14 protein-coding genes are annotated in these 14342 nt (G+C 47.9%); 2 read left to right on the top strand and 12 right to left on the bottom strand.

From position 1 onward, the window contains the following. Nucleotides 1–100 precede the first annotated feature (100 nt). Genes DSM2777_RS22415 through fliD form a run of 3 tightly spaced genes read right to left on the bottom strand, consistent with a single transcriptional unit; the run spans nt 101 to nt 2351 of the window. On the bottom strand, nt 101–439 hold the full coding sequence (locus DSM2777_RS22415) for a flagellar protein FliT (RefSeq protein WP_061555188.1): 339 nt from the start codon (nt 437–439) through the stop codon (nt 101–103). After that, a complete protein-coding gene (gene fliS / locus DSM2777_RS22420; RefSeq protein ID WP_046459400.1) occupies nt 432–839 on the bottom strand; it encodes a flagellar export chaperone FliS in 408 nt (135 codons plus the stop codon). Before fliS ends, DSM2777_RS22415 begins: the two co-directional genes overlap by 8 nt. A gap of 60 nt (nt 840–899) precedes the next feature. Continuing rightward, nucleotides 900–2351, bottom strand: coding sequence for a flagellar filament capping protein FliD (fliD, locus tag DSM2777_RS22425; RefSeq protein ID WP_061555189.1), 1452 nt, complete (start codon nt 2349–2351; stop codon nt 900–902). A 414-nt stretch (nt 2352–2765) separates the two neighbouring features. On the opposite strand from fliD, the gene DSM2777_RS22430 reads away from it, so the two are divergent. Both DSM2777_RS22430 and DSM2777_RS22435 read left to right on the top strand, forming a co-directional pair. Continuing rightward, the gene (locus DSM2777_RS22430) at nt 2766–3854 is read left to right on the top strand and encodes a FliC/FljB family flagellin (protein ID WP_061555190.1); all 1089 of its coding nucleotides are present in this window, start codon (nt 2766–2768) and stop codon (nt 3852–3854) included. A 166-nt stretch (nt 3855–4020) separates the two neighbouring features. Next, on the top strand, nt 4021–4884 hold the full coding sequence (locus DSM2777_RS22435) for an EAL domain-containing protein (RefSeq protein WP_061555191.1): 864 nt from the start codon (nt 4021–4023) through the stop codon (nt 4882–4884). 132 nt (nt 4885–5016) lie between these two features. Here DSM2777_RS22435 and cheW read toward each other — a convergent pair whose 3' ends face one another. From cheW to flgK, 9 genes are all read right to left on the bottom strand, one after another. Then, entirely contained in the window at nt 5017–5523 is a 507-nt protein-coding gene (gene cheW / locus DSM2777_RS22440; protein ID WP_046459396.1) for a chemotaxis protein CheW, read from the bottom strand. Between the two features lie 44 nt (nt 5524–5567). Next, nucleotides 5568–7544 (bottom strand): chemotaxis protein CheA, encoded by a 1977-nt coding sequence (cheA, locus tag DSM2777_RS22445; RefSeq protein ID WP_061555192.1) that lies wholly within the window; start codon nt 7542–7544, stop codon nt 5568–5570. 5 nt (nt 7545–7549) lie between these two features. After that, complete coding sequence (gene motB, locus DSM2777_RS22450; RefSeq protein ID WP_082790907.1) at nt 7550–8515, bottom strand: flagellar motor protein MotB; 966 nt, start codon at nt 8513–8515, stop codon at nt 7550–7552. After that, nucleotides 8512–9408, bottom strand: a complete 897-nt coding sequence (gene motA, locus DSM2777_RS22455) for a flagellar motor stator protein MotA (protein WP_046459394.1) — start codon at nt 9406–9408, stop codon at nt 8512–8514. The genes motB and motA overlap by 4 nt, the downstream gene beginning before the upstream one ends. A gap of 113 nt (nt 9409–9521) precedes the next feature. Then, nucleotides 9522–10076: a flagellar transcriptional regulator FlhC gene (gene flhC / locus DSM2777_RS22460; RefSeq protein WP_046459393.1), complete on the bottom strand. Its 555-nt coding sequence runs from the start codon at nt 10074–10076 to the stop codon at nt 9522–9524. Nucleotides 10077–10089: 13 nt separating this feature from the next. Beyond that, complete coding sequence (flhD, locus tag DSM2777_RS22465; protein ID WP_046459392.1) at nt 10090–10428, bottom strand: flagellar transcriptional regulator FlhD; 339 nt, start codon at nt 10426–10428, stop codon at nt 10090–10092. 137 nt (nt 10429–10565) lie between these two features. Next, nucleotides 10566–11288, bottom strand: a complete 723-nt coding sequence (locus DSM2777_RS22470) for an RNA polymerase sigma factor FliA (RefSeq protein ID WP_046459391.1) — start codon at nt 11286–11288, stop codon at nt 10566–10568. Between the two features lie 390 nt (nt 11289–11678). After that, a complete protein-coding gene (flgL, locus tag DSM2777_RS22475) occupies nt 11679–12581 on the bottom strand; it encodes a flagellar hook-associated protein FlgL (protein WP_335340653.1) in 903 nt (300 codons plus the stop codon). A 73-nt stretch (nt 12582–12654) separates the two neighbouring features. Then, entirely contained in the window at nt 12655–14289 is a 1635-nt protein-coding gene (gene flgK / locus DSM2777_RS22480) for a flagellar hook-associated protein FlgK (RefSeq protein WP_061555194.1), read from the bottom strand. Nucleotides 14290–14342 lie beyond the last annotated feature (53 nt).

A 14342-nucleotide genomic window follows, 5' to 3' on the forward strand; every position in this document is an offset into this window, starting at 1 on the left:
ACTGGGTAAGAAAGAAAAACAGAACCAGAAAAGTACGGCATAAAATAAAAAAAGAGAAAGGCTATTTTCTGAGAAAATAAAACAGCCTTATCACCGTGGGCTACTGAAGGGTGGTGGTAAAACTTGACGCGTAAGCCTGATTACATTTTCTACCGCGATTCAACGACGTAATATCCGACTGGAGTACATCTAGGCGGCCTTTTAAATTTCGGCTTATTTCCGCTTCATTATCAACCAGCGCTTTAATGATATAACCAATTCTCCCTTCCGCACTTTCTTGTAATACTTCAGGGTGATCGCTCAGCGTTTGTTGCAACGTAATAATATATTTCTCTGCCAGCTCAACAAAACCCTCCCACTCACTTTCTCTGGCCATTTTCAGCATAGTCAGACTCATCTGATAAATAACTTCATACTGATTGGTAATGGTATCAGACATTTTTCACCTGTTTTTGCTGAGGGTCGATTTCTTTCCATGTATTAGCCAGATTCATTAATAGCTCATCGACATGAGGAAGCGCATCTGGATTATTGCGTAAATTGCATTCCAATAAAGTGCGCGACATATAGTCATAGAGCATCTCCATTTCCTCGGCGATCCCTTTGCCTTTCTCAAAATCGAGCGATGCACGAAGCCCGTTATCAATAATGTTGATGGCTTTGGAAATCATCTCTCCACGCCGGGCAACATTACCGGTCTCGAAATAAATCTTTGCGCGTAAAATTGCATTATGCGCCCCATCGTACAACATGGTAATAAGCTGATGAGGTGTTGCTCCTGCTAGTTGACTCTGTAGGTCAACCTGAGCATAAGCTTGAATGCCTCGACTCGCGTACATAATAGGCTCCGTGATAAACAGGCTCGAGGTAGCATCCCTCTTGCCTGGTAAAAAAAGTCGTTAACCCAGCGAAGTCAGAATGGCGGAAAGCTGCGAGCTCATGCTATTTAACTTCGACATGGTGGTGTCGAGGTTCTGGAACTGTACGCGATAGCGTTCAACGGAAGCATCGATCAAACGCTGGGTTTTATCGATTTGCTTCTGCATCTGCTCGGACTGTTCAGTCAGGGTTTTGGTGGACGTTTTGATGATGCCATCAGTTTTCGTGTCCGTATCACCCACGTACTTGGTGATAATATCGTTCAGCGTGTTTGCAAGGCCTGGCACATCTTCGCCTTTGCCGGTGAACATCGACGCGACATCATTCGGATTATCAGCAATCGCCTCATCCAGTTTCTTCTCGTCCAGCGTCATCTGCCCGGTAGCGGCGTCAATTTTGATGCCTAGATCGGCTAATGCGGAGTAGTCGCTGTCGCTTTCACCGTACATACCGTTCACCGAGGAACGCACCTCGCTTATCATGCCACGCAGGGTAGAATCACCCATCAGTGCGCCATTTTCCGCGTTGGTGGTGGCGGTTTGATCGTCGCTAATACTGGACGCATCATACGGCACGTACTTGCTGGCGTTGGTCGTCAGGGTCATTAAGGCGTTATAGGCTTTAACAAAATCCTGCACGGTGGTTTTGATGGCGCTGGTGTCCTGAGTCAGCGTTAGCTGCTCAGCCGGTTTGCCCGCTTCCGACACCGCAGTCAGAGACAGCGTAATTCCATCAAGAATATCGGAGATGTTATTGCTGGAGCGGGTGTAAGTACTACCGTCTACGGTCAGTTTTGCATCTTCCGCCGCTGACACCTGGGTCATAGCATTGCTGTTCAGCACACCATCGAGTTTGGTATCACCCGACACACTAACGGTCATTTCCCCGTCTTTACCCGTGGTTTTCGAGCTTAATACCAGCTGATAACCGTTATCGGTACGCTGCACGGAAGCCGAAACATCACCACCTTCACGGTTGATCGCCTTGGCAATCTGCCTTAGGGATGTTTCGTCATCCTTCAGATCCACTTCCATGGTGACTTGTTTATCCGTGCCGTCTTCTTGCTTTACGGTTTGCGTGATGGTTACGGTGCGTGAATTACCGCTGGTCGACTCTCCCAGCTGTGTGTCCTGGCTATTCTCCGCATCCGTTCTAATCTTGTGTGCGGTGGCGAGTTTTTCCACCGTCACGGAGTGCGTATCAGCGCGGGCGTCCGACGTAGCGGTTGCGGTAAACGCGGTATTGTTGCTTACTTTTAAGGTGTTAAAAGCATCGTTCGTGAGGCTCTTTGTTGGCTTCTGTAATGCAGAAAGCGCCGCAGAAATTTGCCCCCAGGACGATACTTTTGATTTATAGCTGGTCTGTAATGCAGTATATGGCGATAAACGCGTCTGCTCGCCGGCCTTAATTTGCGCCAACATCGTTTCCGTGTCTAACCCCGAACCGATACCCAGTGATGATATGCTAGCCATGTTATCTCCTTATGCCAGTACTTTATTTTTTCTGTTCACTAATACCTATCGGTTTTTACTGCACAAAGTTTAATTTTTTGCATTAACAGGCACAACTCTTCCTGACCGATTAATACAATTACGCCGTCTTTTCGATGAATAAAAAATACGCCGCCAAGTTGTTTTTGCTGCACCAAAATCAAACCGTAAAATTGCTTACACTAATGCATTCATTTTACCTGATTGCATATTTTTACTATTACTATAAAGAAAGAAATTGCCATTTGTGTAAATTCCAAGCAAACGCCATAAAATTTTAAAAAAAATTTTTAGAGAATTTTTTTCGCGCCGATATTTTTATTATGCGAACAAACTAACGCATAAAACATAGCACCACATAGATGTGCTGCTGATTTTATAAAGAGAGGAATGAATATGTCACAGGTAATTAATACCAACTCCCTGAGCCTGGTTGCTCAAAATAACCTGAACAAATCTCAGAGCGCCCTGGGTACTTCTATCCAGCGTCTGTCTTCTGGCCTGCGTATTAACAGCGCTAAAGACGATGCAGCGGGTCAGGCTATCAGCAACCGTTTCACTGCGAACATTACCGGTCTGACTCAGGCCTCTCGTAACGCCAACGACGGTATCTCCATCGCGCAGACCACTGAAGGCGCGCTGAATGAAGTGAACGACAACCTGCAGAACATTCGTCGTCTGAGCGTTCAGGCACAGAACGGCACCAACTCCGATTCTGACCGTAAATCCATTCAGGACGAAATCAACGCACGTCTGGACGAGATCAACCGTATCTCCGAACAGACTGAATTCAACGGCGTGAAAGTGCTGAGCAAAGACCAGACCCTGAGCATTCAGGTTGGTTCTAACGATGGCCAGACCATCGATATCAGCCTGAGCCAGATGAACTCTGACACCCTGGGTATGGCTACTTTCGATATCAGCAAAATGGCGACCAAAGTTAGTGCTGGCCAAACTGTTACTGATGGTACTGATTCCCATCAGCTGGTAGATGCTGACATCGATGCGATGAAACTTGCTGCCTTTAAAGCAGGTGGCGAAGGTGAAATCTATACAATGGATGATGGCTCTTACGTCGCGATCGGCAAAAATGCTGCAGGTGATGAAGTCGTCTCCACTCTGACCCCAACCTTCCCAGGTGCCGGTGCAGCACCTACTTGGGCTGGTGTTGATGAAACAGATGCTGCGAAAATCAGTGAGTTAAAAACCGCTGCGAACCCGCTGACTGCTGTTGACGATGCAATGGCACAGGTTGATGAACTGCGTTCCGGTCTGGGTGCAACTCAGAACCGTTTCGATTCTGTTATCAGCAACCTGAACAGCACCGTAAACAACCTGTCTGAATCTCGTTCACGTATCCTTGATGCAGACTTCGCTTCCGAAGTATCTGAAATGAGCCGTGCGAACATCTTGCAGTCTGCGGGTATCTCCGTATTGGCTCAGGCTAACCAGGTTCCACAGAACGTACTGTCTCTGCTGCGTTAATTTTTATTAATTAACCGTAATACAACCGGCTCATTAATCATGAGCCGGTTTTTATATATTTATTGCAAATAACCCCATTAACGCCCTCTTATTCCACCATCGATCGGTTGTACATAAAATAGCTCAAAAAGTATAATAAGAGCAATTAATCTAAAAAGACAAAATTATGCTGCAACCTTACCTCTGGGCCATGAATAAAATCAACGTTACCGCCAAAAGCATGGTTGACGTTATGAATAAGCCGGTTAAAAAACATCGTCTAAAGAATTTTACGGCGATGAAGATCTGCCCCCATATTCAACCCATTATGTGTTCCGCCACTCAGCGTCTGATTGGGGCGGAAGTTTTACTGCGCTTTAATGACGGAAGCGGAAATTATTTTCCGCCTAACTCCAGAATAGAAGAATTAGAAACCGCCCCGCTGACGAACCTCTTCACCGTAAAATTAATTGAAGAAATTCACACGTTTTTCCTGCCATTGCGTAGCAAACTCCCAGAAGGTTTTTTCTTTACCTTTAATCTCTGTGCGAAACAGATTACCCAGCCCGCATTGAGACATGCCATCTACACGTTTTCGGACAGCTTTAATATGCTGCTGGAAATCAGTGAAAGCTCGTTTGAGGCCATGGAAGATAACACTCTGGATATTATTCAAGACATGATGAATGAAGGTATTCAGTTTGCTATCGATGAGTTTGGCACCAGCAGTTCCAGCCTGAAGTACTTAGAAAATATGGAGTTCTGCCTGCTTAAACTCAACCGCGATTTAACGCTGGTTCATCAGGGCGAGCTGGTCTATAAAAAAACCCTTGATGGTTTGTCTGGCCTGGCATTCATGCTGGATATGCAGCTGGCAGCCGAAGGCGTGCAGAGTGAAAACCAAGCACAGTTACTGCTGGAGCGTGGAGTTCATATGTTGCAGGGCCGCCACTATTCACCACCGCTGACGATGAAATATTTTATGCAAACTATGTATCCTGAGGAATATGGTAACGGTAACGCGGGAGATAAAAGCGGGCAGATTTTATGAGTGTGGTTCTTGCGTTATTTGGCAATATATCCCGTATTAATCACAGTAATATATGCTTAAATATTATCTCCATAAATCATCACCTGCCGTTAAATAATATAACGGCAGGTATGGCTACAGAAGATTATCTCATCAGGCGATTTCTGTCTTCGACATAGATTCAACCAGTTGCATCTCTTCGCTATTCAGCAGTTTTTCTATGTCTACCAGAATAAGCATACGATCGTCCACCGTCCCCAGACCTAATAAATATTCCGTTGACAGCGTAACCGAGAAATCAGGTGCTGGACGAATTTGATCGTTCGTCAGTGACGTCACATCAGAAACGCCATCCACAATAATACCGACCACACGTTCGGAAAGATTAAGAATAATAATCACAGTATTAACGTTGAAATCCGCCGTCGGGAAATCAAACTTCACGCGTAAATCGATAATTGGCACAATCACGCCGCGCAGATTCGTCACGCCAAGAATAAAGTCCGGGGTATTGGCAATACGCGTAACGCGTTCATAGCCACGAATTTCTTGCACCTTGAGAATTTCAATGCCGTATTCTTCAGCGCCGAGAGTAAATACCAAGTATTCCTGACCAATATTTTTCTCGTCGTATTGTTTTTCTGATACTGAGTAGTTCATGAGATCACCTTACTAAATCGTATTCAATCCGCCAGCGGGTTTAATCAGCCGTGGTTTTTGGAAAATGAAGCCAGCGCGGCAACGTCGAGGATCAGCGCCACGCTGCCATCCCCCAGAATGGTGGCCGCAGAAATGCCCGGCACTTTGCGATAATTAAGCTCAAGGTTTTTCACCACCACCTGATGCTGGCCAATCAGTTGATCGACCAACAGCGCATAACGATTCCCCGCGCTTTGTACGATAACGGCCACCCCCTGCTGTGGTTCCACCACGTCGCTTTTGATATCAAAGACCTGATGCAGCTCAATCAGCGGCAGATACTCACCGCGCACCTGCAACATGCGTTCATTCCCCCCCATACGGTACAGCGCGTTTTCAGCTGGTCGGAGCGACTCCATCACCGTGCTGAGCGGTAGAACATAGATCTCCTCCCCCACTTTCACCGACATGCCGTCGAGAATGGCCAGCGTCAGTGGCAGGATGATTCGGATGGTCGAGCCTTTGTCCTGCTCAGAGCGAATTTCAACATGACCGCCCATTTCCTGAATGTTTCGACGAACCACGTCCATGCCAACGCCACGGCCGGAGACATCGGTGACTTTTTCTGCGGTGGAGAAGCCGGCTGCAAAGATAAGCATCCATACTTCTTCATCGCTCAGGTTGTCGCTGAGCCCCATCCCTTGTGATTCTGCACGGGCTAGGATCTTCTCACGGTTCAGACCTGCACCATCGTCGATCACTTCAATCACGATGTTGCCGCCGTGATGTTCAGCGGAGAGGATCAGGTTGCCTTTTTCCGGTTTGCCTTTCGCTCGGCGGATCTCTGCCGATTCGATGCCGTGATCGAGGCTGTTACGCACCAGATGCGTCAGCGGGTCGATGATCCTTTCGATCAGGCTCTTATCCAGTTCAGCCGAACCACCGCGCAGCGTCAGTTCCACTTCTTTGTCGAGCTTGCCCGCCAAGTCATGCACCAGACGCGGGAAGCGGCTAAAGACATATTCCATCGGCATCATACGAATCGACATCACCGATTCCTGCAAGTCACGCGAATTGCGATCCATCTGTGCAATGCTGCTGATGAGCGTGTCGTGCACCGCCGGATCGAGCGAGCTGGAGAGCTGTCTTAACATCGCCTGAGTGATGATCAGTTCACCCACCTGATTGATTATCTGATCGACCTTTTCAACCGCGACGCGAATACTGCTTTCGGTCGCCTGCGCGCGCGCAACCGGCTTTTGACGAGCGACAGCCTTGCTGCTCGGTACGACGCTGACGTCACTGTCGGTTGCTGCGGTGGCAACCGGCGTTTGAGTGACGGTCGCGACGGCTGGCGAAGGTTCACTGGTGACCGTCTCGATAATGTCAATTTGCTCAGGTTCCAGCACAAAGCAGAGCACCGCGAGGATATCGTCCGGATCGGTGGTAGTGCTCAGTTGTGCCACGATGCAGTCATCCACAACTTCATGGCTCAGCACATCACCGAGATTTTCCAGCTCTTCAACCAGTACCGGCGCTTCAGACGCCTTCACGCCGCTGAGCGTCACCGTCAGCTGCGGAATACCGTTGTTGGCCAGCGCCACTGGCGCGACCACGGCGGCCTGCACCGGTGCTGCGACTTCTGTACTCCCCTGCTTTGCTTCCTCCGCTATCTTGCGCAGGGCATCACAGATATAGCGGAAGCTGTCATTATCAGGTTCCTGGGATGACTGGTACGCGTCGAGCTGGCCTTGCATAATGTCCTTACTCTCCAAAAATAGATTAATAATGTCGCTGTTTAACTGCAGTTCCCCGCAGCGGGCATCATCGAGTAAATTTTCAAGTAAATGCGTTGTTTCCTGGAGCACCGTAAAACCAAATGTCCCAGCACCGCCTTTAATCGAGTGGGCGGCGCGGAAAATGGCATTCATCATTTCTTTGTCTGGCGAAAGGTAATCTAACTCCAGAAGGTGCCGTTCCATATCTGCCAGAAGCTCATCAGCTTCGGCAAAGAAAGTCTGATAAAAATCACTTACATCCATGTTGTTCAGCTCTCTCCTGAGTTAATTACGTCGGGTTTTGCATGCAGTGCCTTTTCAGCCTCTTGAGGGAATTTCTCCTGCAACGCAGCTTCAATTTGCTCTTTTTGAGGGTACGAAGGAGGCGTAGAAGATGAGCTCTGTGAGGTGTACTCGTGGCGGATACTTTTCTCTTTCTCTTGGCTTAAAACCAAGATACTGATACGGCGGTTAGAAGGAGCGTCGGGCTGGGTATTTTCCAGCACCATGATGTCTGCCGTTCCTGTTACGCGCATAAACTTCTCTGGGCTAAGCCCGGCAGCCACCATGGTGCGACGTGATGCATTGGCGCGATCGGCTGAAAGCTCCCAGTTACTGTAACCCGATCCACCTCCGGCATACGGCAGTGAATCCGTGTGTCCAGTCAGACTAATATGATTCGGTAATTCATTCAGCACCGGCACCAGACTTTGCAGAATGCCGCGCATGTAAGGCTCAAGCGTGATGCCGCCCACACGAAACATCGGACGGTCTGAACTGTCGAGGATTTGGATCAGCAAACCATCATCGGTGAGCGACAAACGCAGGTTGGATTTATAGTCACTCAGACGCGGGTCGTTCTTAATCAGATCTTCCAGTTTGTCGTGGGCACGCTTTAAATTCATGGTGCTTTTGTCACGGTCAATTTTGTTCAGCACCTGCTTAAAGACTTCCCCCTGTTGATGCATCATGTCTTCACCGCCACCGGGGATCGTGCTGCTGCTCAGGCTCTCTTTATTGCCCTGACTTAACGCAACCTTCAGCGGCATCTGGAAGTATTCAGCAATCTGGTGGCGCTGCAACGGCGAAGAAGACGCCAGTAGCCACATCACCAAGAAGAAGGCCATCATTGCCGTCATGAAATCCGCATAGGCGATTTTCCATGAGCCACCATGATGAGCGTGCTTATGGGATTTACGCCTGCGAACAACAATCGTCGCCTTGTCGTTTTTCATGAGGCGTTGTCCGCCGAGGACGCGCTGCTGTTACTTGAGGATTTAACCTCACGAACATGCTCTTCAAGTTCCATGAAGCTTGGACGTTCAGTGGTGAAGAGAATTTTACGGCCAAACTCCACGGCGATCTGCGGGGCGTAACCATTGAGGCTGGAAAGAAGCGTCACTTTGATACATTGCAGCATCTTAATCTGCTCGCTGCTCTTCTGACGCAGCAAGGACGCCAGCGGCAGAACAAAGCCATAGGCCAGCAGGATGCCGAGGAACGTCCCCACCATCGCGTGCGCAATCAGTTCGCCCAGCTCCGCCGCCGGACGGTCCGCTGCGGCCAGAGCATTCACCACGCCCATCACGGCCGCCACGATCCCGAAGGCGGGCAGGCCATCACCTACACCGTTCAGGGCACTGGCTGGGACATCGTGTTCATGTTCGAGGGTTTCAATTTCCTCATCCATCAAGGCTTCCATCTCGAACGAATTCATACTGCCGCTCACCATCAAACGCAGATAATCGAGCACGAAGTTCAACAGCACTTTGTCTTTCATCAGGCGAGGATACGCCGAGAAGATGGTGCTGTTCTCTGGGTCTTCAATATCGTTTTCCAGCGAGATCATGCCGGTCTGTCGGGCTTTGCTGAGCAGTAAATACATCGCAGCAATAAGGTCCATATACAACGCTTTGGTGTAATGGGAGCCCTGCATCATGTGGGGGAATGCCTTCATGGTGGCTTTAATCGCTTTACCGTTATTGGCAACGATAAAGGCACCTACCGCAGCCCCGCCGATGATCAACAGTTCGAGGGGTTGAAACAAAGCGGCAAATGAACCGCCAGATAAAGCAAAACCGCCAAATACGGTCAGCATAACTACCATATAACCAACAATGACTAGCACATGAACTCCTTACTAAAATAAACCCCTTCCCCATCCATGCGACGAGTTACCAGGATTTCAGTATCCTGGTAATAATGCGTTGAGGGCCGCAATAGGCTTTTCGTTTGCGATTTTTAACTAACGGCAGACATGCTCAGTTGAGCAACATCGTGAGCAACCTTTTTCTTCGCACGTGATGGGGGACTACATAAGCTGCAGGTAAACGGTTTTTTTGCCTGTTCATTAGAGGCCACAAAGCGGCCCTGACAGACACAACATTCGGTATGTTGAATCATTCCACAATCAACAAAACGCAAGAGAGTCCAGGCTCTTGTCAGCCCCAGTACCGGTTTTTCATCCAGCAGCATCGGACACTGTTCCAGATACAAACGATAGGCTTTCACCATCGCTTCAACCGGACGACACACTTCCGTTTTGCTCAGGTACAGGAAGATGTTGTAGAACATGGAAGAGTGAATATTCTGCTCCCATGACATGAACCAATCTTCCGAGAAGGGCAACATACCTTTCGGTGGTGGGCATCCGCGTAGTTCTTTGTACAGCTTAAGCAATCTTCTGCGGCTTAAGCTCGTCTCACTTTCCAGAACCTGCATACGAGCGCCAAAGGAAATAAGCTCCATCGCAATCTGAGCTTCTTTTATTTCCTCTAAAATGCTTTTATCCGTCATTGTCAAAATTCCATCATGCAGGCGGAATACTTTCTTCCGTCAGCGAGTTAAGCAAATTAGTTGATAAGATGATGCCGGTATGAACCTGCTGTAAGGCCTCTATACGCGACTCTTTAGTTAGGTGTTCAATGACTGTTTCATTATCTACGCGAAGACGACAAATAAGCTGATTAGTTGATGCGAGCTTAATTAGCTGTGGAAGCGATAGTTCCTTTAGCATATCGATAGTTGCTTCGGTTAATCCGAGGCGAAACCCAGCAGCAAATTTGTCTTCCCTTATAAGCTGCTGCGCCAATAATAGATAAGACAAATTAATGTCATGGATACTTTGCAATTTTTCGTCGAGGTGCATTTTTTTCTCAGCCCAGGTTACATCCACACAAGGGAGTGAATATGAATCTCTCTGCCACACTATCAAAATATGACAATTATACGATCGGGTATGTATTCGCCTTAATATAAAAAGGCAAACAATATTAACTCTGGTAATTATTTCGTAGAGTCTAATCGAGCACGTAATCTTTTTATTGCCTGACTATGTAATTGGCTAACACGTGTTTCCGTAATGCCCAGTAATACCCCAACTTCCTTCATGTTCAGGTCTTGCTGATAGTACAGGTTCAAAAGCAGTTGTTCTCTTTCCGGTAATGCACTGATTTCCGTTGAGATCTGACCGAGTAATTTCTTCTTCATCAAATCATTCAGCGGGTCGAGCTTTTCATGCTGCGAACTGAGCTGCTCAAAGCCATCCGAATACTCTTCTTGGAGTTCTTCCAGCGAGTAGAGCTGGCTGCTGTTCGTATCCGCTAACATCTTATGGTACTCACGGATAGTCACCCCCATTTCTTCGGCGACTTCTATCTCAGTGGCTGCCATGCCCGTGCGCTGCTCGATACGCTGGATCACCGCGGCAATATCTCGGCTGTTGCTGCGCACGCGGCGTGGCACCCAGTCCCGCTCTCGAAGTTCATCAATTAATGCCCAGCGAATACGCTGGGTAACATAGTTGCTAAGCGTAATGCCTTTCGTCGGGTCGAAATCGTCAATCCCAGCAAGTAATCCAATTGAACCTGCTTGAATAAGATCGTTAAGTTCAACACTTGCAGGTAAGCGAAATTGCAAACGCTGAGCCTCACGGCGAACAAGAGAAGCATATTTTACCCACAATTCATTCTTACCTATCACTCCGTTCAAATTATAGATACTGTTCATATTCAGATTTTTCCGCCAACTAATTAGCAAACTAGTAAATTAGCAAGTTATCAAATTAGCCAATTATTATTTTGTGTCTTGAAGACGTTATAGATTCACTAATACGAGGAAATGCTAAATGGAGCATTTCCTCTATATGAAAATAATTGTCAGCAGTACGTAAATAAACATATGCATAATGCTTCATGTTTCAGAAGGTCAAATGCCGGGGCATAGATTGAACAATCAGAGCACATTAAACGATGTTTAATTGATAATTAATCACTATATTAATATTACTCCTACGATTAATTGACATTAACCTTCACCATATATGGATTTCTTTTAATTTATAGTTCTTCTTAATAATGATGGTTATGGTCAAATTAAAAGCAGATTAATAATATTGGCTTAGCGAACCATATTAAACAGTGACATCTGCTGCATCGTCTGGAAGACCATCATCGACGAACTCAACGCGAATTCACTCATTTTTGACTGCGACACGAGTGTGATCATGGAGTCCGGATCAGAACCTACAGTCTGTTGCAAACGTGATTGCAGGGTGATCTTCTGCGCATCTGAGCTAAAACCCAGCGCTTCAATTTGTTGAAGATTGGTCCCAACTTCAGCCTGAATTTTACCCAGATTGTCGATGCCGCGTTTTATAGAAACGTTGACGCCGTCCAACACATTTTGCAACGCTTGACGATCGGCATCATCCACAATCGGTTGCTTGAGTGCATCGATGGCTTGATCCAGTGCGGCAAAAATATCATCCGATGTACCGCTCATGAAGACATCGCTTCCGGTATGTCCGACAGCAAGCGTTGTACTGTCAGCAACGGTTTGGTTCAACGCCACATCGCCACCCAAGTAGTTGCCATCGACATCAAACGGTGCATCGCCGGTTTTATAGCCCGCAAAAATATAACGTCCGTTGGAGTTCTTGCTGTTCGCCAGATCCATCAGGTTATCGCGGATCCCCTGCAATTCTACTGCCAGCGACTGACGGTCTTCATCGGCATACGCGCCATTCCCACCCGCCACGATTTTTTCTGACAGGTTTTTTGTTAACAGATTAGAGATAGAACCGAGGACGGTATCTTCCTGCCCCAAGGCATCATTGGCGTACATACGCGCCGTGTCATACTGGCTGATGGTCGACAGTGCATTCTGATAAACCACGGCCTGTGAAGCCCCCGCCGGGTCATCAGACGGTTTCAGCAAAATTTGTCCAGCGGATAAACGCATATACACATCGTTTCCCTCACCCATGGCTTTGGATAAGCTATCAATGTTGTTTTGAAACATGTAATTAGTACTTAAACGCATCATCTGTCCTTAACGTCTAAACTCTCCGCGTTTCCGGGGGAGGTGCTAGTAATTATCGAAGGCTTAAAAGCGAATCAAACAAGGTATTCGCTGTCTGCAACACCTGTGCATTTGCTTGGTAGTACTGCGTGAACATGGTCAAATTCACATATTCCTCGTTCAGATCTACCCCGGAAACGCTCTGCTGCTGGTACAACAGCGCATCAAGTGTTTTCCCACTGGTGCTGGCACTGGCTTTCAGCGCAGTGACGGAAGAACCGACCGAACTGACCAGGCTTGCATAAGCTTCAGTTAATGTTGCCTTACCAATCAGCGCTTCATCTTTAATGCCAATCAGCAGCTTAATATTCTCGTTGTTGCTCTCATCTGTGGGGTCTGACGAGCTTGAAGCGGCAATTTCATTTCCGTCCGTTAGCGCCACTTCCAGTTTATCCGCTACGCCGGCAACCGAGTTAAGCACGAAGGAGTCATTAGCCTGCGGGTTACCCTGTGGCAAAATAGACAGACCATCAAATTCCAGTTCACCGTTCGGCCCCACGGTGGTGGGAACTACACTTCCGGCGCTGGTTTTAACTTCCCATCCTGGGCCAATAAAGGTAATGGTGTAGTCCTGCGGTGTGACGGCACTAACATCGCTATACGACACATCGAGCGTCGAGTTGCCGTTGTTGTTCCGGTTGGCTAAGGCGACTGGGTCAGCAATATTAAAGATGTCCCCGCCTGGGTTGCCGTTCAGGTCGTAGCCCTGCTGGTTAACTTCGTTAAAACGGTTAGCCATTTGCAGCGCAAGCTGGTTGAGCTGGTTACGCGCATCCACCAAATCTTCGTTACGGAACTTAAACAGGCCACCCAACTTACCGGTAGTGATTTTGTCTTCATCTAATGGCAGTGAGTTGCCGGACGCATCCACATACGCGACGACGCTTTTTGCCGGGTTCTCCGACGATGGCTCTGCGACAAGCCCATAAGAGCGATTGCCATTCACCAGCGGAAGGCCGTTAGCCATCGTGACATCCACGCGGCCAGTGGTGGCATTTTCCGTCACGCGGATACCAATCTGGTCGTTGAGTGAATTCAGCAAGGTATCGCGCTGATCCAGCAGGTTAGCCGGCAGTGAGCCACCCTGATTGTGGATCTTCTCGATTTCTTCATTCAGACGTGCCAGCTGCTTGGCACTGGCATTAATGTTGTCCACGGTCTGCGAAATCTGCGTGTTGGTACTTTTCTCCAGACCATTCAGCGTTTTGCTGTTGCTCTGGAACTGGTATGAAAGGGCTTTAAACTGGGAAAACGCTTCCTGACGCGCCGCTGCGCTAACCGGGTCGCTGCTCATTTTCTCCATCGCGCCAAAGGTGCTGCCCAGCGTGACGGAGATATTTGAGGTGTCATCGCCCAGCATGTTATCAATCTGGCTTAACTGTTCGTAACGACCGACCAGCGACTGATATTCGGTCGCCGAACCGCGTACCTGATTATTGATAAAACTGTCATAAGCTCGCTGTACTCCATCAACCTGTACCCCGTAACCGAAGTAACCGTTGTTGGTCGTCCTTCCACCCGCCTCACCCAAAATAATGCTTTGGCGGCTGTAACCGAAGGTCATCGAGTTAGTAATATTGTTACCAACAACATTCAATGCTGACTGTGCAGAACTTAACCCTGACTGGGCCAGATTAAGTAGATTCATAAATTTTCATCTCTACATTTGGTACATATATTTTAATGAACCAAGAAAATTCC

The sequence above is a fragment of the Obesumbacterium proteus genome (assembly GCF_001586165.1).
Taxonomy (GTDB): domain Bacteria; phylum Pseudomonadota; class Gammaproteobacteria; order Enterobacterales; family Enterobacteriaceae; genus Hafnia; species Hafnia protea.